Raw genomic sequence first — 18,940 nt, 5'->3', positions numbered from 1 at the left:
GCTCCCGCGTGGTCCTCTCGGCGTCGGTCAGCCCGCCGCCCTGCGCATACCTCACGCCCCAGGGCTACCGGTGTCGACACCAGGCTGTCAGGCGAACGGCACCGACATCACCCAATCAAGTTCAGTACACAGCGTGTGCGGGTTCAAGAGCCCGATCGACTATGAACGCGAGTACCGGGCCACCCTCGCAGAGGGACTGGCCGCATAGATCGTCTCCACGCTGCGAGGGGATTGACAGCACACGCCAAGCGCAGCCTGGCCAACCTCGCCGTGGTCGCCCTCGACCGGCTCCAAACCCTCGTCCGCAACCGGCTCAAGCGCCTCCAATACCGGCCCGCCACCCTCGACGGCTTCATAACGGGCACCGGCCTGGCCCTCGACGGTCCAGAGCCACCCTGACAAGCCGAAGTCAGTAATGAACAGCGAACCAGGTGACATATGGCTCAGGGGAGGTTCAGGCCGTTGGATCACCCTCGGCGAGGACGCAGTAGACGGTGGGAACCGAAGGGGAAGATCTCCGGACTTCTGGAGTCCGCTATTCGCTTGGGTGGCTCGGCACAGCATTCCTGATCTTCTCTGCGTCATGCACCAGGTCGTTCAAGTGCAATAGGAACCTTGTGTGGTCTGACAATAGGATGGGTCTCGATCATCCGCGCTAACCCATGGTGGCGGGTTCTCGGTGCAGTGCCGCTGCCATTCCTGCAGGATCCAAGTACCGCCGGCCAGGCGGGATGCGACCAACGTAGGCCTGCCGTTTCTACGCAGTGTCGGCGCCACGTCGTGGGTAATGACTTCCCACGTTCGACTCACGTTCTCCAGCTCGTCGCCGCAGAGGAACGCTGGGAATGTCTGTGACCACAGGGCTTCATTGGTGCATACCGCTTTCGCGCGGTCGAAGGGCTGGCCCTCTCCGTCGAGCATCAGCCGCCCGATGGCTTTCTCGAAATCCTCAACAGCGTCCCGTGTGAACTGGTATACGCGCTCGTCTTGTAGATCTGATTCCAGCCGGGTTAGCAATACGATACCCAGGACCACCCCCAAGGCCGCCGCAGTGACCGCTGAGTAGAGGTTCGTGAGGACCGGGAAGTCCTTGAGTATCCCTAGGACATCGAGGGCGATTCCCCCAGCGAGTAGCACACCACCCATCGCCAGCGAGAACCGGCAGAAAGTCTTGGCATTACCTCTTACCTTTTCCCACAAACCGTTCAGATAGAGGTACACCAACTGCACAGCGTCTTGCGCGTCGCGGAGTCTTCCCATGACCGACTCAACGAGTTGTCAGTTTTCGCGAACTCGCAGGGGTCTGTGGGTATCACCGAGGTGAGCCCAAAAGGGGCCATGGGATGATCTTGAATCCGTGAGGCCCCTCGGTGTGGGGCCCATCGTGTGTGCAGGGGGATCAGCTTGCCCGAGCGCCCGCTCGCTTCAGGCGGCCTTCCCCAGCAGCAAGGGCTCCGTGAGCTGGAATAGTCGCGCGACCACGGGCCTACTGACCTTTGCGGCGGGATGTCGTTGAGGGCTGACGCGGTGTGATCGTCGCGGTATGCCTGTTGTGTGAGATATCCGCAGGGTGGTGGGCTGACGCCTGAACGGCAGGCGTTTCGCGAGCGGATCCGGCTTGAGGCCGCGGAGCGATTCGCTGCGGGTGCCTCCAACGTTGAGGTCGCCAAGGACTTACGGGTGAGTGTGCGCTCGGTGCAGCGCTGGCGCCGAGCCTTGCACGACGCCGGCACCGAGGGGCTGCGGTCTGCCGGGCCCGTGTCACGGCCCAAGCTGAGTGAGGCCGAGGCCCACCCCGACCAGCAGAGCCGCTTCGCGGGAGCGGCGGCCGGGCGCGGCGACGCCACCACCGCCCAGGCGCAGGTCCAGTACTGCCGCCGACAGCCAGCTGCCGATCGGCACCTGCACCATCAGCGGATGGACCGGGTGCCCCAGCCACCTGCCGTGCAGGAGGTCCCGTCCGCCACGGAGGGGCAGGGCCTGCACCCCCTTACGGAGCGCGTCGATCACCGCATCCGCCCTGGACTCCCGCTCCAGGCGGTCCAGCAGCCGCAGGACGCGGCTCTGCCGCATCCCGCGGCGGCCTGGCGTAATCCTCATGGTTGGCTGGGTCCCCACCTGCGCGGACGGCAAACGGAGCAGGGGCGCCTGGGGTGGGCCACGGTCAGTCGCCCGGCCGGATCACCGCGCGCACGCAGCCGTCGTTCTTCTCCTTGAACATCTCGTAGGCCCGCGGCGCCTCGTCCAGGGACACGTTATGGGTTGCCAGGTGGGCCGTGCTCAGCTCTCCGGCAGCTACCCGGTCAAGCAGCATCGGGATGTAGCGCTGACCGTGCTGCTGGGCGCCCCGCACGGTCAGGCCCTTGTTGATCACCGCGCCGAGGGGGAACTTGTCGACCGCCCCGGCGAAGACGCCGAGGACGAACACCGTGCCGCCTTTACGGCAGGCGTGGATGGCCTGCCGTACGGCGGTGGGGCGGTCCGTCTGGAGCCGGAGCTGCTGCTTGACCTGGTCGTAGAGGTGGACGGGGCTGTCGCTGTGGGCTTCCATGCCGACCGCCTCGATGCACACGTCGGGGCCACGGCCGCCGGTGCGCTCGCGCAGTTCCGCCCCGATGTCGGTGCTGGTGTAGTCGATGACCTCACTGCCGACGTGCCGCTCGGTCATCTCCAGCCGCTCGGGAATCCGGTCGATGGAGATCACGCGTTCTGCGCCCAACAGGATCGCAGCGCGCGCCGCCATCTGCCCCACGGCCCCGCAGCCCCACACGGCCACCACGCCACCCGGCTTCACGCCCGCCAGGTCCGCGCCCATCCAGCCCGTGGGCACCGAGTCGGACACGAACAGGGCGCTGGTGTCGTCGACGCCCTCCGGCACGGGGAAGGCGCCGTAGTCGGCGAAGGGGACGCGTACGTACTCGGCGTGGCTGCCGCGCAGTCCGCCCATGGCGTGCGAGTAGCCGAAGATGCCGCCGGTGTCGGCGCCGAAGAGGGCCTGGCCGATGCCGGGGTTGGTGTTGGTGTTGTCGCACAGCGACCACAGGTCGTGGGTGCAGTACCAGCAGCGTCCGCAGCCGACGAACGAGCAGACCACCACCCGGTCCCCGACCTTGTGCCGGCGCACCCCGGCGCCGACCTCGACGACCTCCCCCAGAAACTCGTGACCGATGACGTCCCCGGACCGCATGAAGGGGATGTAGCCGCCGATGAGATGGAGATCCGAACCACAGGTGGTCCCGGCTATGAGCCGTACGATCAGGTCCTGGTCGTTGCGCAGGACGGGATCCGGCACCTGTTCCACGGCGAGCTTGTTGACGCCTTCCCAGCACAGCGCCTTCACAGCACTCCCTCCCCGCCCGCGCGGCGGCTCAGCAGCCCCACGAGCTTCCCGCCGGGAGTGTCGTGGGTGGTGGGCGGTGTGTCAGGCAGCAGGACCTCGCCCGCTTCCAGCAACGCCTTCGCTTCACGCAGGGAACGACGCAGATCCTGACGCGGATCCTTGCCTGTGAGCCGTGCGGGCACGGACGAGACATCCGACGGCACGTCCTTCAGGCGCACCGCCACTTCGGTGCCCCGGTCGCCGGGTGCGGGTCGGATCCGCGTCGGATCCGCGTCTCGATCCGGTCGCCGTACTTCTGCAGCGGCGTCGGCAGCTTGTCGGCCTGGATGTCGGCAGGTGAACAGTTGATCGTCACCGTGAGCCAGCGGTCCGCGGCGGCCGGGCCCGCCGGACGTGCCGTCGAGCGCCGTAGGGCGACGATGGCGCCTGCCGTGAGTCCTGCGGCGGCTGCCCACTGTGATTTCCGGAGCGTCATGGACGGTCACATCCTCGGATGATCAGGTACGACGGGTGAGGCAGCGCCCCGGGCGATCAGGCCCATGCAGAAGGGAGCAAGATGCGCGCGGTCATCGTGGGCCTTCTCTCTCGGAGCGCGTCGCGGTGCGCGGCGAGTACCCCGACTCAGGCATGCAATCTCTCCGACGTCCGATGCTCACGTCATGCCGATCCGCTGGCCGTCGTCCGTGTCCGGGACGAGCGCGACGCTGGGTTACTCCACTCTGTGCCGACCTGATCAGCTGTCCTTGCCCATCGCCTTGCGGACGGCGTCACGAGTCCGGTCGATCACGGCTGCCACGGGTCCGACAGCGACATTCTCCGCCGCCGTCTCCACTCCCGGATGCGGGCGGGTGGGCGCCATGGCCTCGGCAGCACGGACAGCCGTGGCCATCATGGCGAGCTGCTGCGCTCCGGCCTTCTCGCGCAGCCCGGGGAACTCGTACTGTTCCTCCGATGCCGCGTGCTGGAGCACGTCCGCGCGCAGTTCCCGCAAGGCGGGCATGAACCCGGGGTCGTCGGGGTTCATGTCATCGAGCCGGCTCAGCTTCTCCTTCGCGGCCCTCTCCTCCTCGAGACGGTCGTCGACCACCTGCTCACCGTCCTGCAGGAGACGGCGGGCTGAGGGGTGGACCACTTCCTCCTCGGCGGTCTCGTGGACGGCCAGCAGGCGGACGAGCCTGCGGAATGCTTCCGCCCGGTCGTCGGCGGTAGCGTTCTCGACCTCGGCGAAGAGATCACGGATGTGGTTGTGCTGCTGCCTCAGCAGTGCCACGACGTCGTCGTTCTCGCCGTCGTCGTCGAGGTGGGGCATGGCGTCGGTCAAGAGATCCTCCTTTGGAGTGCGGGCGGCGTCGGCCCGCAGACAGCGGGCACCTGGGCTTCGTCCAGGTTCTCCCTGGTGACGGGCGGCCGCGACCGCGCGGGGCCGAACGGCGCAGATATTTACCCGGGGCGAGCAGCCGGGATCTCGACCTCGCACGGCTGCCGCGCACCGCTCCGCATCGCGGCCGGCCACGGGGGGTACCCGGGCCGAGTCCCAGGTGTGCCGGGCCGTGAAGGGGGCGTCGCGATGAGCGTGCAGGAGGCGGATCGCCGAGCTGCGCCGCGTCGCCCGGGAACGGTTCGGGTGGAGCGACCTGGCCGCCGAGCAGACGGAGGCGATGGAGGCACTGCTCGACGGCCGCAACGTGCTGGTCGTCATGCCCACCGGTTCCGGCAAGTCGGCGATCTATCAGGTGCCGACCGTCATGCTCGGTGGTCACGCGGTGGTGGTATCGCCGCTGATCGCCCTGCAGCGCGACCAGGTCGCTGGCCTGCGGGAGAGCGCGGCACCGGACGCCGTGGCCATGAACTCCGCGCAGCCGCGGTCGGCCACCGAGAGGGCTGGCGGGCGATCCGGGACGGTGATGCCGAATACCTGTTCTTTTCCCCCGAGCATCTGACCAAAGACAGTGTCGTGGAGCGGCTGCGGGAACTGGGCCCCTCGCTGTTCGTCGTCGATGAGGCCCATTGCGTCTCCGCCTGGGGACACGATTTCCGTCCCGACTACCTGAACCTGGGCGAGGCCGCCGAACGGCTGGGCCGCCCGCCGGTACTCGCTCTGACGGCGACGGCCGCGGCCCCGGTCCGGGCGGACATCGTCGAGCACCTGCACATGCGCGAGGCCCACGTCGTGACGACCGGGACCGACCGGCCCACCATCCATCTGGCGGTGCGCACCTTCACCGACGACCCAGCCAAACGCGAAACCGTCGCACGCTGGACGGCCCAGGCGTGCGCCCCGGGCATCCTCTACACCGCTACCCGCAAGGACGCCGAGACGTACGCCGGGCGACTTCGGCAGGACGGCGTGGACGCCGAGGCGTACCACGCGGGCATGAAGGGAGCCGACCGCCGCCGGATCCACGACGGCTTCATGGTCGGCGCTCCCGCCGTGGTGGTGGCCACCTCCGCGTTCGGGATGGGCATCGACAAGGCGGACGTACGGTTCGTCGCCCACGCGTCCGTCCCGGAGTCGCTGGACTCCTATTACCAGGAGATCGGGCGCGCCGGCCGGGACGGGGAGCCGGCCCGCGCGGTGTTGTTCTACCGCCCCGAGGACCTGGGACTGCAGAAGTTCCTCACAGCCCGAACTCTGGACGCCGACGCACTGCGCCGGATCATGACCACGCTGCTCGGCCAGGACGCCCCGCAGAGCCGTGGCCGGACGGCGCAGCTGTGCGGCCTGTCGCGCCGGAAGACCAGCGATCTGCTGAACTTGCTGGAAGAGGCGGGAGCGGTGACCGTCGAGGGCAGGCGCCGAGCGGTCCGGGCACTGCCCGGGCGCACGGCGGACGAGGCCGCCGAAGAGGCGGCACGGGTGTTCGAGCGGCGGCGCCGCGTCGACCGCTCACGCATCGAGATGATGCGCGGCTACGCGGAGACGCCGACCTGCCGCCGCCAGTACCTTCATGGTTACTTCGGCGAGCAGCTCGACGCACCGTGCGGACGGTGCGACGTGTGCGACCGCGACGACGAGCACCCCGGCACCGGGGCCGGGCACCGGGACGCCGCTCCCCGGCCCGGGCACGGCGGGCCCTATGAGACGAACGACCGGGTGCGCCACGCGGAGTGGGGTGCGGGCACCGTGATGCGCACGGAGGAGGACCGCCTCGTCGTGCTGTTCGAGCAGGTCGGCTACAAGACGCTGTCGCTGACAGCAGTACAGGAAGGCGACTTGCTGACCGGCACCTGATGCGCCCGGCGACCGGGCCGGGCCGTGACCGGGCCGAGCAGCAGGTGAAAACACCACAAACGGTGTGCCGCGCCGCGTCGGGGTACCCGCCACCGGACACTGCTGGCAGCTGCTGGGGCGGACGGGCGTTGCGGCCGGTCTGCGCAGAGGAGAGATCCATGCCCGAGACGATCAAAGAGCAGACGGTTGAGCAACTGGGCGGCTCGAGCAGCGTGCTGGCCCGGCAACGCCGTGATCATGCCGAGATGGACAGGTTGATGGACCGCTATCAGACCCTGGCGGACGGCGAGGACCGCGAACGGGTCCTGCAGGAGACCGTCCAGCTGGTCTTCAGCCATGCCTTCGCCGAGGAGACCGTGCTGTGGCCGGCCGTCCGACGCTCGGTCGAGGACGGGCATGAGTTGACCTTGCGGGTCGAGGAGGAACACCAGCAGATCAACGATCTTGTCGCCGACATCGAACGCCTGAGTCCGGGTTCTCCTGAGCGTGAGGAGAAGGTACGGCGGGTCTTCGCATTGATACGGCAGGACATCCGCGACGAGGAGGACCTCGTGCTGCCCCGGCTGCAGGAAGCGCTGCCCGCCGCGCAGCTGCGCCGGCTCGGCACGGCATGGGACACGGTGCGACGCAGCGCGCCCACCCACCCCCACCCCGTCATCCCGCGGCGCCCGCCCGGCAACGCGCTCCTGGGTGTGCCGCTCGGTCTCTACGACCGGATACGCGACGCCTTCGGACTGAGCACGTCCATGGCCGCTGCCAAGAAGGTGTTCACCGGGCTCGCCGGGATCCTGGTGCTGGTCGCGGCCGTCGCGATGCGCCGCAAACGACGTTGAACCAACCGGGTACGGCGCTGAGTGCAGAGGGCACCACGGGCAGGCCGTCGACGTCGGCACGCATCTTCTGATCGGGAGGCATCATGTCCGTGTGGTCATGGGTCCGCGAACACCTGGGGGGTCGCACGACCGAGCCCTCCGCAGAGGTACGTTCGGGTCGTTCGGAGGACACGGGCGGTAAGCCGGACACCGAGGCGGCGGACCGGCACAGCACGACGGGCACGACGCCCAACGACGTCTTCGTGGGCCGGGTCGCGGGCGACGACCCCGGCTACCTGGAGACGGGCGCCGACAAGCGCGCCGAACCGGACACCGGAGAGGGCGACGAGACCACGACATCGACGTAGGGAAGACACCGCCCGGCATCGGTGATCGCCCAGCAGGCGTCCCGGCCGGACGACTGGCCGTTCGTGTGCCGAATCCGCCCATGTCCTTGCTGAGCCGTCGGCTGAGTGACCACCGCGATGCCGGTTGGCGTGGGAACCGGGCTCCGGCTCCTGCAAGGTGGGGCATGGGCGGCGCCCCTTCTCCCTGTCCCGAAGCGTGTTCTCCTCTCCCCTGAGGGCTGGTGCAATGGTGCTTGATCCCGATTGGGCGGGTACCCGGCGCCGGCATCCCCAGCCGAAGTCGTCGTACAGCGGAAAGGAAGAGCCATGAGCAATTCCGTCCGGTCCGACACCGCACCGGGCACCGGCTCCGCGTCCCGCAGGTCCATGGCCGTCTGCGCGCTGATCGGTGCGGCGGTCATGGCCTCGGTCGACGAGATCGTCTTCCATCAGATCCTGGGGTGGCACCACTTCTACGACCGTTCCACCTCCGGCGTGGGTCTGCTGTCCGACGGACTGCTGCACACCGCCGAACTGCTGGCTCTGGTCGCCGGGTTCTTCCTCTACGCCGATCTGCGCCGCCGCAGGGCCCTGGCGTCGGCCCACGCGTGGTCGGGCTTCTTCCTCGGGCTGGGCGCCTTCCCAGCTGTTCGACGGAATCGTGGACCACAAACTGCTGCGCCTGCACCAGATCCGCTACGGGATGGATGTCACTCCGTACGACTGGGCGTGGAACATCGCCGGCCTGGTCCTGCTGCTCATCGGCGTGATCCTGGCCCTGCGTGCGGCCCGCCGCAGCGGGGCCGGGCCGGCGTCGTGAACTCGCGCACGTCCACCCCGGCCCGGCCACCGGACCCGGGACGGGCCAGCTGCTCACCGTCCTGGCCCCACTGCTGGTGGCGGTGGCGTATCTACTGGCCGCGCAACGTCTGCGGCGCCGCGGGGATGCCTGGCCCCGGTGGCGGGATGTGTCGTTCACCGCCGGGGGCGTCGGTGCGGCCTGGGCGGCGGGGGGAACTGCGCCGGGAGGACCGTTCACCGGGCACATGATCCAACACCTCGTCGTGGGCATGGCCGCCCCGCTGCTGTTCGTCGTGGCCCGCCCCCTCACCCTCGCCCTGCGAGCACTCAGGCCCGGCCGGGCACGACGACGCCTGCTGGTCCTCGCGCGATCCCGTCCCGTCGGCTGGCTCGTCCTCCCACCGCTGGCGGCCCTGCTGGACGTGGGCGGCCTCTGGCTGCTGTATCGGACGGAGCTGTTCGCGGCCATGCGGCACCAGCCGTTGCTGCACGGCGTGGTGCACGCACACATGCTGGCGGCAGGGCTCATCTTCACCTTAGCCTGCTGTCCTGCTCATGGCCGCCCTGGTGCGGGCGGCATCGGTCCGACGGTGTGGGTCGCACCGGCTCACTGCCCTGTTGTCGTTGCCGCCCCCGAGTACCCAGTGCTGCGCGTCACCCAGTGACCCTCGCGTGTATACCCGGCGGCTGATGATCGCGGATCTACCGCATGCGTTAACGCGCGGCGCCGGTCAGCACCGGGCGTACGGTGGACCGGCGGAGCGTCGTAGCGTTCTGCGGGGAGGGGGTTTCACCGCGCGCCTGCCTCGGCCGTCGACCGGTTCGGCAGGCAGCACCACAGCGAGCGCTGGAGGGTCGGTTCCGATGGCCACGCCGGTTATGGACAGGGCGGAGCAGACTTCCGCCGCGTCCCCGTACATCACGGTCACCTTCCGGATCCGCCGGTTCAATCCGGAGGTCTCCGCGGAGGCGATCTGGCAGGACTTCCCAGTCGAGATCGATCCGACGGAGCGCGTCCTCGACGGTCTGCACAAGATCAAGTGGGAGCAGGACGGCTCGCTGACCTTCCGCCGTTCCTGCGCGCACGGCATCTGCGGGTCGGATGCCATGCGGATCAACGGCCGCAACCGGCTGGCGTGCAAGACACTGATCAAAGACATCAACCCGGGCAAGCCCATCACAGTCGAGCCCATCAAGGGCCTGACCGTACTGAAGGACCTGGTCGTGGACATGGAGCCGTTCTTCCAGGGCTACCGGGACGTGATGCCGTTCCTCATCACGACCGACAACGAGCCCACCCGGGAGCGCCTCCAGTCCGCGGAGGACAGGGAGCGCTTCGACGACACGACCAAGTGCATCCTGTGCGCCGCGTGCACATCGTCGTGCCCGGTCTTCTGGACCGACGGGCAGTACTTCGGTCCGGCGGCGATCGTCAACGCGCACCGCTTCATCTTCGACAGCCGGGACGACGGCGGTGAGCAGCGGCTGGAAATCCTCAACGGAAATGACGGAGTGTGGCGCTGCCGCACAATCTTCAACTGCACCGACGTGTGTCCGCGTGGCATCGCCATCACCAAGGCGATCCAGGAAGTGAAGCGGGCGCTGATCACACGCCGCATCTGACCGGCAGCGCGCCGACGCCGCCGGCTCGGGCCTGGGCGAGGACCCGTTCGGCTGCGCTGGTACCTGCGCTCGGGGGCTTTCCAGCCGATTCGGTGTCGGCGCCGGTGACGGGCGCTGTCACGTGCTGCTGTCTCCGTGGGTCGGTCTGTCAGCTTGTTCGGCCGGCTGGGGATGGTCGCGTTGGAAGGTGGCGTAGAGCCACCACAGGGACGGCAGCAGGAGGACTGCTCCGACGGCCAGGGAGATGAGGCTGGCCGACAGGACGGTGTCGGTGGCGGCGGCGTCCTGGAGTGTGACGCCGGGCAGCAGCCGGGGGTACTGGGCGATTCCCCAGCCCCACAGCAGGCCGGCGACGGCCAGGGCGGCTGTCAGCCGCACGGCCAAAAGGTGTCGGCCCCGCATCAGCAGGGCCAGGGAGACCAGCCCCGATGCCACGGAGAGGATCAGCAGGGGCAGGGCGCTGCCGGAGGTGAGTTCGGAGTAGAGCGCGGGTGCGTCGGCGTGCAGGACGACGAGCCCTGCTGCGGACAGGGCACCGACGACGAGGCCGGTGAGGAGTGCGCGGCGGCGGAACGCTTCGGTCAGCGGCGTATCACCGGCTCGCTGGGCGTCTCGGGTGAGGTAGACCGCGGCGAGGTAGGCGGCGGTTCCCACCGCGAGAGCCCCGCTGATCACGGAGGTGGGGTTGAGCCAGCTGGAGACGGTGTCGCCTTGGGTGATGCCTGCGGGGACTCGGCCGGAGGCCACCGCGCCCGCCACGGTGCCCAGGAAGAAGGGCGTGGCCAGGGAGGAGAAGGCGAAGGTGGCGCCGAAGAGGCGTTGCTGCCAGATCTCGACGCTGACTTTGCGGAAGGCGAAGGCCGCACCGCGGGCGATGATCCCCAGGGCGGCCAGGGTCAGCGGAATGTAGAGGGTGGAGGCGATGGCGGCGAAGACGGGCGGGATGCCGGTCCACAGCAGGACGATGACGAAGATCAGCCAGACGTGGTTGGCCTCCCATACGGGTCCGATGGAGTGCTCCACCAGGTCGCGCTGGGGCCTGCCGTGTCGGGTGGTTCCGGCGAGCAGGTCCCATACCCCGCCGCCGAAGTCGGCGCCGCCGAACAACACGTAGGCGGTCAGACCGATCCACAGCACCGCCAGCATGGTCTCGGGCAGTGACATGACTGGTGTCCTCCCTTCCGCTCGGCGTCTCAGACGACCTTGAACTCGGCGACATCGCGCTCCTGCGGGGCGATCGGCACCGGCTGGTCACGGGCCAGGCGGCGCAGGACATAAACCGTGGCCACGGTCAGCACGAGATACACGACGCTGACCACCACGAATCCCCACACCACTCCGGGTGCGGGGTTGACCGCCTCGGAGGTGCGCATGACGCGGTAGACGATCCAGGGCTGGCGCCCCACCTCCGTGACGACCCATCCGGCCTCCAGCGCCAGGACCGCGGCCGGGCCGGAGAGCGCGGCGGCGCGCAGGAACCACCGGGTGCCCGGCAGTCGTTTGCGGCGCCGCCACACCAGGCCGAGCCAGGCGGACAGGGCCAGCAGCGCGAACCCGCAGCCCACCATGATCTGGAACGCCCAGTGGGTGATGTTGACGGGTGGGCGGTCGCGCGCCGGCACCTCGTTCAGCCCCGCGACCTGCGCGTCTGGGTCGAAGTGTGCCAGCAGGGACAGCCCGCGGGGGATTTCGAGGGCGTAGCGCATCTCGCCGTCGGCGGCGATACCGCCCACATGCAGGGGAACACCGCGCGCGGTGTCGAAGACGCCTTCCATGGCGGCGAGTTTGACGGGCTGGTTGTCCGCCACGAAGTGCGCCGCCCAGTCGCCCACCCCGATCTGCACCGGGGTCACCAGGGCGGCGATAGTGAACGGCACCAGGAAGCCGAGCCGGTGGTAGCGGTCGCGGCGGCCGCGCAGCAGGGCGACCGCGTACACGCTGGCCATGAGGAAACCGGCGACCATGAACGCGGCGAGGATTATGTGAACGGTCTGCGGCGGGGTCGCCGGATTGAACATCGCCTCCCAGGGATCGACGGCGACGACCCGACCGTCCCGCATCTGGAAGCCCACGGGTTGCTGCATCCAGGCGTTGGCGGCGACCACGAAGAAGGCGCTGGCCACTCCCGCGACGAGGATCGGCAGTGCGGTGAGCATGTGCTGGCGGGGCGGCAGCCGGTCCCAGGCGTACAGGTAGATGCCGAGGAAGATCGCCTCGATGAAGAAGGCGATGCCCTCCAGTGAGAACGGCAGGCCGATGACTTGTCCGTAGGTGCCCATCATCCCGGGCCACAGCAGGCCCATCTCGAACGACAGGATGGTTCCGGACACCGCTCCGACCGCGAACAGCACCCCCATCGCCTTCGCCCACCGCCGCGCCAGCAGCCGGTAGTGCACATCCCCCGTGCGGTGACCGCGCCACTCGGCGAACACGGTGATCGCGGGCATCCCCACCCCCAGGCAGGCGACGATGATGTGCCAGCCCAGCGACAACGCCATCTGCGACCGTGCCGCCCCCAAGCCGCCGGCCTCGGCAGCGGACAGCACGTCCCCCACAAGCGCGGTGCTGCTCACCCGAATTCCTCCTCACGGCAGACATCGGGCGTAAACCCGGCACGCGGGACATGAGACCACCATGGCCCGCAACCCGGTGGCCACCAGGCCGCCCTCCGCGCCAACGTGCAGGAACGCGCCCGGTTGAGAACCTCACGCCCACGACACCCGGGTAGGACCGGCTGGCCGCCGCCGGGCAACGCCGCCAAGGTATGACAGCCGACAGGCATGCCACAGCAGCGACGCGACGTCAGCCGCAATGGGCACAGGCTCCGAGCAGCGAGGCCCGCAGAGCCGTCACGTCCCGGCCGGCATACACGCTGCGGGACGCCTTCGCTGCGCCACGGTCACCCCGTGGCCGTCACCGACAGCTGGTCAACGGCATGCACGTCCACGTGGCCGTGCCCAGCGGTGTGCGGGGGTACGGAAGGGACAGTGTCCCCGGGCCTCACCTATCGCCCGTGGGGACGATCGTTCGGCTGAAGTCCCACGGAGCCACTCGCCGAGAGGCGACCACCCTTCGCCCCGCCGCTTGCTGCCCCGGTCGGCCCTCCCCCGAGTCGACCGGGTCCCATGTGCCGTTCGTGGCTTGCACGCGGCGACACAGGGCACCCGACATGTGCGGATCGGCGTCCGCCGCGGGCACAGGGGCGGTGAGTCGGCGGTGGCCGTCCGCTCGGATGACACAGGGAGACACGTGACGGTGGGCATCGGGGCACATGCGTCAGGGCTGCGGAGGGCCGGATGACGGCCGAGGCGACGAAGGCGGTGCGGCTGGTCGCGGAAGCCGCGGCTGGGACCCACGGCGAGGAGGTTCCCCGGCGGGTGTGCGCGGCGGTGTGCGAGGGACTCGGTGTGGACGGTGCCACCTTGTCGTTGCTCACCGACACCCCCTCCCGCCAGCTGCTCGCCGCGTCGGACGATGCCGCCCTGCTGCTGGAGGAGATCCAGTTCACGGTGCTGGAGGGGCCCTGCATCAGTGCCGCGCAGACCGGCGAGCCCGTGGCCGTGGACGACCTGCGGCTGGAACTGACGCCCTGGCCGCTGTTCGGGGCGATGGCTTGCGAGAAGCTGCCGGGGGTGGGCTCGGTGTACGCGCTCCCCTTGTTCTTCGGCGACTACGTCCTCGGGTCGGTCGACCTGTTGGCGACGCGGCCTCGCGCTCTCGGTGAGAACGCCCTGGAGCAGGCGTCCCACGTGGCCGATGCGGTGACGGCGGCGCTCATGCCCACCCGCGAGATACTGCTCACGGGGAACGACGCCCCGGCGTGGGAGCCGGAGCAGGTGGTCCGTGCCCACTGGTTCGACACCTCGCGTGCCGTCGGAGCCCTGGCGGCCCGACGGCGGATCAGCCCTGAGGACGCCCTCGCCCTCATGCGCGCCGAGGCCTTCCGCACCGGCAGGTCATTGCCGGACATCACGGACATCCTGCGCGACCCGCCGGGTACGTCGTAGGCGCGCGGGTCCAGAGCAACCGCTCGGGCGCCCGTCAGCAGGTCGTGCTCCCGGAGAGCTGCCAGGGACAGCGTCCTGTAGCTGACCTGCTCGAAGGCGGCGGCGCCGGAGACGACGACCAAGGTCGGCGTCGTACTCCAGCAGGGCCTTGACCTGTTGAGGCGTGATCATGCCGGTCCGTCCTGGTCACCGATACGCCGCCCTAGGATCCGCGCTTCCCGCTGATCGCGTCGATGAGCTCTTCCTTGCGCATCTCGTGAACACCGCTGAGCCCCTTGTCGCGGGCCATGTCGCGCAGCTCGTCCATGTGCATCTCGCGGAGTTGCTCCTCGGAGACCTCCTGGGACGCCTCGGACGTTCCAGACGTCTCTTCCGCGCCGCCCATGGAGGCTCCGGCAGGCGTCGTCGCGCTGGGCGGGGACGTGGGGTACCCCTCGCCGGCGTCGCTCGAGCCCATCTGCTCGGCCAGCCGACCCAGCAGCTGTTCCGTCTCACGGCACTCCTTCGCGGACAGCTCGAAGTACGGGGTGCCTTTGAACTCCTCGGCAGCGTCCGCGCTCGCGCGCAGGACGGTGCGGGTCGCCTCGATGATCGCCATCGTCGTCGGCGCGTCGTATCCCGTCTGGCGGGCCAGGATCCGGGCCGCGACCGTACACAGGTCGGCGCAGTCGTTGTCCAGGCGTACGCACTTGATGGACATCACGATCTTTTCCGGGTCCTGCTCGGCGGCGGCCGCGTCGGCGCAGGTCAGGCAGACGCCGGCGCACTCGTACAGCTTGTCGACCGCCTCGCCCAGCATCTTGGGCGGCATCCCGGTCTCGGCGGGGTAGGCGTCGAGCAGCTTCTCGACCAAGGACATGGCATCCTCCGTACATCAGGGATGGGGTCGGAAATATCCGTTTCGCGTGATTCGCGCGACGGGTACCCACACCTGCGCCGGCCACCCACTCCGACGCTGTGTAGCGAGCCGCGGATCTCGCCGGTACTTTGCGCGGTCCTTGTGCCGGGCCCGGGCGATAGGGAGAGATAGGCGGCACAGTCGGGGTACTCCCCGCCCACCGGCGCCCACCGGGACGCCGGCTGCCGCCCGACCGGTGGGTGAAGGCGGTCGTACCGGGTACTCGCCAGGGCATGATCAAGCGCGCACTGTGGCAGGGACTGCTCGCCGGTACCGCCGGAGGCGTCGTGATGACTCTCGGCGAGAAGATCGAGCAGGCCGTCACCGGCCGGCCCGACTCTCATGTGCCCGCGCGGGTCCTGCAGCGGCTTACCGGCCTGCTCGAACGACCCGGCCCCCAGCCGCTGCCAGTCAACTGGGGCATGCACTACGGCCAGGCCGCCCTCCTCGGGGTGCTCCGGTCGGTCATGGCCCAGGCCGGACTGCGCGGACCGGTCGCCTCCGCCAAGTTCGCCGTCGTCCGCCTCACCAACGACCAGATCCTGGAGAACGCGACCGGCGTCGGCGCCCCACCACAGACCTGGCCCCGCAAGGAACTCGTCGTGGACCTGCTGCACAAGGCCGTTTACGCCTTCGCCACAGGTGTCGTCGCCGACACCCTAGCCGCCCGCGGCGGCCCGGGCCCGGGACAGCGCCACGCCGCCGCCCGCCCCGGCCGCCACGCCCACGTCGGACCCCTGCCCCGCAGGCATGCCTACGGGGCATGAATCCGGCGGTCGTCACCGAACGGCGCGTCGGGAGCAGCGGTCCGGGCGGTGATGACGGGAGCCGCTCGTTCACCGTCGGCCGCTCCTGACGTCCCCCGTACTCCGCGCGGGGGACGAACGCAGCCAGGCGGCGATCCATCCGGTCTGCATCGCGGCATCGAGGAGGTACGTCGGCAGGATCCCCCTTGGGTACGTAGACCAGAACGACGGCCAGCAGGGTCAGGGCGGTGCCCAGCCCGATGTGGCGGGCTTGGCCGGGCCCTGCAAGTCCCCGGCCGCCGCGAGCTGGGCGATGCCAGCGGAGGCGAGCAGTCCGCCCGTCGTCATCTGCAGCCACACGTCGGTCTTCGGACCGAAGACCCACTCGTGGCTGCGCAGGTGCAGCACGGGCCACAGTCCGCCACGATGTTGAAGGCACCGTGCGTGACCGCGAGCGTATGGGCGGGCCCCCGCACTCCGGTTCTGTCCAAGGGACATCCCTTCGTAGGTTCGGCCGGGTACCCCTGCCCAGGCGCCCTCACTCCGGGCCGAGTTCGACCGTCGTCGTGACCCGGGTGACGGAGGGGTTCCTCGGCGCCGAACCGAACCCGAAGCGCACGGGCGGCTCGACCGGTGCCATCGCCCCGAGGCCCGCGCCCTCGTAGGCGGCCGAGACGGCACGGATCGGCAGCAGGTCCCGGGCGCCGTACCACTCCCGGCGGCCCTGCCCGGCGCTGCCGTGGGTGCGCACGCCCGGCAGCAGCAGGCGGGCGGGCCGGTCCGTCAGCGCGCTCCATGCCGGACGGCGGGCGAGCGCGCCGGGTACGGTCCGCAGCGCGAAGCCCAGAAGCCCTCGCCGGCCGGTGGTGAAACGCAGGTCGAGTGGCCCGGCGATGACGGTCCAGGCGCAGTCCGTGACGCTCACCTCGACCGGGACGACACGGACCGTGTCGAAGACGTAGGTGCCGCTGATGAAGTCCGCTGTCTCCCGCGTGGGGGCCAGCAGCAATCTGTCCCCGTCGGCCCGCTCCAGCATCACGTCACTGAACGCTCCGAAGGGCGACCGCTGCCAGTGTCCGAGCACGATCCGTGTGCCGGAGGAGGTACCCATGCTCGCGATCCAGCCGTCGAAGCGCACACGCGGGCGTCGCGTGACGGCGCCGGAACTACGGCAAGGGGAGTCAGGAAGACCGGGAGACGCGCTCCGGGACGCACGGCCTGGAGGGCCCGAGCCGTACATACCTGACTCCTTCCGAGAAGTGCACCAGGGGCTCACCGAGGGGGGCTTCCCGGAGGCCCGCCGCGGCGGTCAGCGTCTCCTCCAGTACATCGACACCGGCGTCGGCCAGCGGCCACGGCTCATGCTCGACGGGCGTTTCCCAGAGCATGCCGAGCCTGCGGGTGTACGCCCGCCAGCGCGAGGTCAGCCACACCTCCCGCTCCGTCGGATCGATCGGGTCGCCAAGCCGGACGACCAGGCGGTAGGAGGCGTCGCCGGTCCATCGGGAACCGGAGTACGAGACGGTGTCCCCGTCCGTGGACACGCGGAGGGTGCCCGGGTTGTAGGGTGCGCCGATGGCCCGGGCGGCCACCATCGGGGGGAAGGCGACCTCAATGGACAGGAACCAGAGCCCGTCCCGGCCGTCACGGTGCCGTACGTACGTGCGCAGGTTGGTCTCCGCGAACGTCGGCAGGCCGGGCAGCGAGGCGGGAACACCGGGTGGTCGCACGTCCGCCATGACAAAGGGGGTGAGCCCCACCCAGGCGGCCCCCTCGTACTCGTCCACGACCAGTCCCCCGGGCAGGAGCGCCTGGACCGCGTCAGGCCGGAACGGCCAGTGGACGAACGTCTGCGTCAGCCAGCCCGCCCGCAGCGCCGGCAGGCGCACCCGCTGCTCTGCTCCGTATGCCACCACGCGCGTCGGGTCCCCCGCGCACGATCGAAGGAAACCCACGGGGCCCGGCACGGCGGGCGGAACGGCGCCGGCCAGACCATGAAGAGGGCCGGCCAGAACGCCGGGCGTCCGGGCGAAACGCCTCGCCCGGCTCAGGGAAGGTAGTAGGTCTGCCGCAGGAACGCGGCCGTGTCTCGCAGGGCCTGGGTGTAGCCCGCCTTGTAGCGCGCGTCCGTGTCGGTGCGTCGGCTTTCGGCCTCCGCCCACTGGTCGAGGTGGAGGGCGATGTCGAGGTGGTTGCGGTAGAGCGTGCCGTGTTCGCCGTCGAGGGCCGCTCGTGTGCGCTCCTCGTCCCAGTCCTCCAGCTCGCCGGTATCGAAATCCAGCAGTTCCTCATCAGGCCGCTGCACGGTTTCCTCCTTCGTTCCCCTCAGGCCGAGAACGAGCAGCCCAGTCGTCCTCCCAGGTACCCGTCATCGGATCCCAGTCGCGTCCGATGACCGGCTTCCTAATGCTGGATTCCTCTTTCGCTGGGTATATGTCCTAGGCGGGGTCGTTCGTGTGCTCGGGGGCGGGTGCTGGACGGTGGTGTTACGGGCACGGCGGAGCCGTGACGAGAACGAGCAACGGCTCGTGCTGCGACTGGCGCGAGCACGCAAGGCGCCAAGGGGTCTGGTGGTGCGGGCACGCACGGTCGAGTCTGGGCCGCCTGAGTGGACCCTTGACACACTGGGCCAGCGCCTTCTACCAGCAGTTTCTTCAGAAGGTCGAAGCAGCCAACCCCGCTGGGGACATCTATGTCATCACCGACAACCTGTCCTCGCACAACAGCCTGGCCACCCGGACCTGGTTGGAGGAACACCCCAAAATCCGGCACGTCTTCATCCCCGTCGGAGCCTGCTGGCTCAACCTCCAGGAAGGCTGGTGGCGCATCTTCCGCAAGGCCGCCCTCGCCGGGCAGTCCTTCACAGGACCACCCGAAATAAAGCAAGCCACCCGCCTGGCAACAGCCCAGCTCAACGCCAGAGCCCGGCCCTGGGTGGGGCAGACCTGCCCCACCCACCAGGCGCTTACGCCGCCGATATGTGTACACCCTTTGAGGAATCCAGCACTAAGAGGTCCTAACAAAGGCGTTGGACGTGTCGGTGGGTGATCAGGCAGGCGGCGAGGCCGAGGAAGGCCTCGTGGATGTCGTCGCGGCGTTCCCAGCGGGTGCGCAGGCGGCGGAAGCCGTGCAGC

Annotated in this window: 19 protein-coding genes and 7 pseudogenes; 12 read left to right on the top strand and 14 right to left on the bottom strand. The window is 69.5% G+C overall.

The window, feature by feature from the left end:
- Both ACFPZJ_RS39150 and ACFPZJ_RS39145 read left to right on the top strand, forming a co-directional pair.
- Positions 1–208: pseudogene (locus tag ACFPZJ_RS39150) on the top strand (hypothetical protein); the annotation flags it as partial.
- Between the two features lie 29 nt (positions 209–237).
- Positions 238–399: pseudogene (locus tag ACFPZJ_RS39145) on the top strand (IS630 family transposase); the annotation flags it as partial.
- 198 nt (positions 400–597) lie between these two features.
- On the opposite strand, the gene ACFPZJ_RS39140 reads toward ACFPZJ_RS39145, so the two are convergent.
- Positions 598–1,224, bottom strand: a complete 627-nt coding sequence (locus ACFPZJ_RS39140; protein ID WP_381031770.1) for a hypothetical protein — start codon at positions 1,222–1,224, stop codon at positions 598–600.
- 330 nt (positions 1,225–1,554) lie between these two features.
- On the opposite strand from ACFPZJ_RS39140, the pseudogene ACFPZJ_RS39135 reads away from it, so the two are divergent.
- Positions 1,555–1,785: pseudogene (locus tag ACFPZJ_RS39135) on the top strand (helix-turn-helix domain-containing protein); the annotation flags it as partial.
- On the opposite strand, the pseudogene ACFPZJ_RS39130 reads toward ACFPZJ_RS39135, so the two are convergent.
- The 5 genes and pseudogenes from ACFPZJ_RS39130 to ACFPZJ_RS39110 form a co-directional block, all read right to left on the bottom strand.
- Positions 1,786–2,073 (bottom strand): annotated as a pseudogene (locus ACFPZJ_RS39130) ((2Fe-2S)-binding protein); the annotation flags it as partial.
- Between the two features lie 91 nt (positions 2,074–2,164).
- Positions 2,165–3,340 carry a zinc-dependent alcohol dehydrogenase gene (locus tag ACFPZJ_RS39125; RefSeq protein WP_381031769.1) on the bottom strand — a complete coding sequence of 392 codons (1,176 nt, stop codon included), beginning with the start codon at positions 3,338–3,340 and terminating at the stop codon, positions 2,165–2,167.
- Positions 3,337–3,558, bottom strand: a complete 222-nt coding sequence (locus tag ACFPZJ_RS39120) for a hypothetical protein (protein WP_381031767.1) — start codon at positions 3,556–3,558, stop codon at positions 3,337–3,339. The genes ACFPZJ_RS39125 and ACFPZJ_RS39120 overlap by 4 nt, the downstream gene beginning before the upstream one ends.
- The gene (locus ACFPZJ_RS39115) at positions 3,549–3,815 is read right to left on the bottom strand and encodes a hypothetical protein (RefSeq protein WP_381031765.1); all 267 of its coding nucleotides are present in this window, start codon (positions 3,813–3,815) and stop codon (positions 3,549–3,551) included. The genes ACFPZJ_RS39120 and ACFPZJ_RS39115 overlap by 10 nt, the downstream gene beginning before the upstream one ends.
- A gap of 258 nt (positions 3,816–4,073) precedes the next feature.
- A complete protein-coding gene (locus ACFPZJ_RS39110) occupies positions 4,074–4,649 on the bottom strand; it encodes a hemerythrin domain-containing protein (RefSeq protein WP_381031774.1) in 576 nt (191 codons plus the stop codon).
- A gap of 286 nt (positions 4,650–4,935) precedes the next feature.
- Between ACFPZJ_RS39110 and ACFPZJ_RS39105 the strand changes: the two are divergent.
- From ACFPZJ_RS39105 to ACFPZJ_RS39080, 6 genes and pseudogenes are all read left to right on the top strand, one after another.
- A pseudogene (locus ACFPZJ_RS39105) lies at positions 4,936–6,572 on the top strand (RecQ family ATP-dependent DNA helicase).
- A gap of 158 nt (positions 6,573–6,730) precedes the next feature.
- Entirely contained in the window at positions 6,731–7,405 is a 675-nt protein-coding gene (locus ACFPZJ_RS39100) for a hemerythrin domain-containing protein (protein WP_381031763.1), read from the top strand.
- A gap of 83 nt (positions 7,406–7,488) precedes the next feature.
- Positions 7,489–7,752, top strand: a complete 264-nt coding sequence (locus ACFPZJ_RS39095; RefSeq protein WP_381031761.1) for a hypothetical protein — start codon at positions 7,489–7,491, stop codon at positions 7,750–7,752.
- A gap of 366 nt (positions 7,753–8,118) precedes the next feature.
- Positions 8,119–8,551: pseudogene (locus ACFPZJ_RS39090) on the top strand (DUF2243 domain-containing protein).
- Positions 8,514–9,197 carry a cytochrome c oxidase assembly protein gene (locus ACFPZJ_RS39085; protein WP_381031759.1) on the top strand — a complete coding sequence of 228 codons (684 nt, stop codon included), beginning with the start codon at positions 8,514–8,516 and terminating at the stop codon, positions 9,195–9,197. The pseudogene ACFPZJ_RS39090 and the gene ACFPZJ_RS39085 overlap by 38 nt, the downstream one beginning before the upstream one ends.
- A 199-nt stretch (positions 9,198–9,396) precedes the next feature.
- The gene (locus ACFPZJ_RS39080) at positions 9,397–10,155 is read left to right on the top strand and encodes a succinate dehydrogenase iron-sulfur subunit (RefSeq protein ID WP_381031757.1); all 759 of its coding nucleotides are present in this window, start codon (positions 9,397–9,399) and stop codon (positions 10,153–10,155) included.
- Positions 10,156–10,272: 117 nt separating this feature from the next.
- Here the strand turns inward: ACFPZJ_RS39080 and ACFPZJ_RS39075 are convergent, their stop codons facing one another.
- Both ACFPZJ_RS39075 and ACFPZJ_RS39070 read right to left on the bottom strand, forming a co-directional pair.
- Positions 10,273–11,319: a cytochrome d ubiquinol oxidase subunit II gene (locus ACFPZJ_RS39075; protein ID WP_381031755.1), complete on the bottom strand. Its 1,047-nt coding sequence runs from the start codon at positions 11,317–11,319 to the stop codon at positions 10,273–10,275.
- A gap of 29 nt (positions 11,320–11,348) precedes the next feature.
- Positions 11,349–12,728, bottom strand: a complete 1,380-nt coding sequence (locus tag ACFPZJ_RS39070) for a cytochrome ubiquinol oxidase subunit I (protein WP_381031753.1) — start codon at positions 12,726–12,728, stop codon at positions 11,349–11,351.
- Positions 12,729–13,451: 723 nt separating this feature from the next.
- Between ACFPZJ_RS39070 and ACFPZJ_RS39065 the strand changes: the two genes are divergently transcribed.
- On the top strand, positions 13,452–14,162 hold the full coding sequence (locus tag ACFPZJ_RS39065; RefSeq protein ID WP_381031752.1) for a GAF and ANTAR domain-containing protein: 711 nt from the start codon (positions 13,452–13,454) through the stop codon (positions 14,160–14,162).
- A 202-nt stretch (positions 14,163–14,364) separates the two neighbouring features.
- Here ACFPZJ_RS39065 and ACFPZJ_RS39060 read toward each other — a convergent pair whose 3' ends face one another.
- Positions 14,365–15,021, bottom strand: coding sequence for a four-helix bundle copper-binding protein (locus tag ACFPZJ_RS39060; RefSeq protein ID WP_381031750.1), 657 nt, complete (start codon positions 15,019–15,021; stop codon positions 14,365–14,367).
- A 272-nt stretch (positions 15,022–15,293) separates the two neighbouring features.
- On the opposite strand from ACFPZJ_RS39060, the gene ACFPZJ_RS39055 reads away from it, so the two are divergent.
- Positions 15,294–15,827, top strand: coding sequence for a hypothetical protein (locus ACFPZJ_RS39055; protein ID WP_381031748.1), 534 nt, complete (start codon positions 15,294–15,296; stop codon positions 15,825–15,827).
- A 219-nt stretch (positions 15,828–16,046) separates the two neighbouring features.
- Here ACFPZJ_RS39055 and ACFPZJ_RS39050 read toward each other — a convergent pair whose 3' ends face one another.
- The 4 genes from ACFPZJ_RS39050 to ACFPZJ_RS39035 all read right to left on the bottom strand — a co-directional run bounded on the left by ACFPZJ_RS39050 (position 16,047) and on the right by ACFPZJ_RS39035 (position 18,111).
- Positions 16,047–16,214: a hypothetical protein gene (locus tag ACFPZJ_RS39050; RefSeq protein WP_381031746.1), complete on the bottom strand. Its 168-nt coding sequence runs from the start codon at positions 16,212–16,214 to the stop codon at positions 16,047–16,049.
- 130 nt (positions 16,215–16,344) lie between these two features.
- Positions 16,345–16,917, bottom strand: a complete 573-nt coding sequence (locus ACFPZJ_RS39045; RefSeq protein ID WP_381031744.1) for a hypothetical protein — start codon at positions 16,915–16,917, stop codon at positions 16,345–16,347.
- 70 nt (positions 16,918–16,987) lie between these two features.
- On the bottom strand, positions 16,988–17,722 hold the full coding sequence (locus tag ACFPZJ_RS39040) for a YqjF family protein (RefSeq protein WP_381031742.1): 735 nt from the start codon (positions 17,720–17,722) through the stop codon (positions 16,988–16,990).
- Positions 17,723–17,853: 131 nt separating this feature from the next.
- On the bottom strand, positions 17,854–18,111 hold the full coding sequence (locus tag ACFPZJ_RS39035) for a hypothetical protein (protein WP_037759804.1): 258 nt from the start codon (positions 18,109–18,111) through the stop codon (positions 17,854–17,856).
- Positions 18,112–18,260: 149 nt separating this feature from the next.
- Here ACFPZJ_RS39035 and ACFPZJ_RS39030 point away from each other — a divergent pair, with 149 nt between their 5' ends.
- Complete coding sequence (locus ACFPZJ_RS39030; protein ID WP_381031740.1) at positions 18,261–18,854, top strand: transposase; 594 nt, start codon at positions 18,261–18,263, stop codon at positions 18,852–18,854.
- Here the strand turns inward: ACFPZJ_RS39030 and ACFPZJ_RS39025 are convergent.
- A pseudogene (locus tag ACFPZJ_RS39025) lies at positions 18,823–18,940 on the bottom strand (IS5/IS1182 family transposase); the annotation flags it as partial. The gene ACFPZJ_RS39030 and the pseudogene ACFPZJ_RS39025 sit on opposite strands and share 32 nt — an antisense overlap.

Origin of the sequence: Streptomyces bullii (assembly GCF_042657145.1) — a bacterium.
Lineage (GTDB): Bacteria > Actinomycetota > Actinomycetes > Streptomycetales > Streptomycetaceae > Streptomyces > Streptomyces bullii.
The sequence above is the reverse complement of the archived record's forward strand: the minus strand, read 5'-3'. Positions and strand labels throughout refer to the sequence as shown.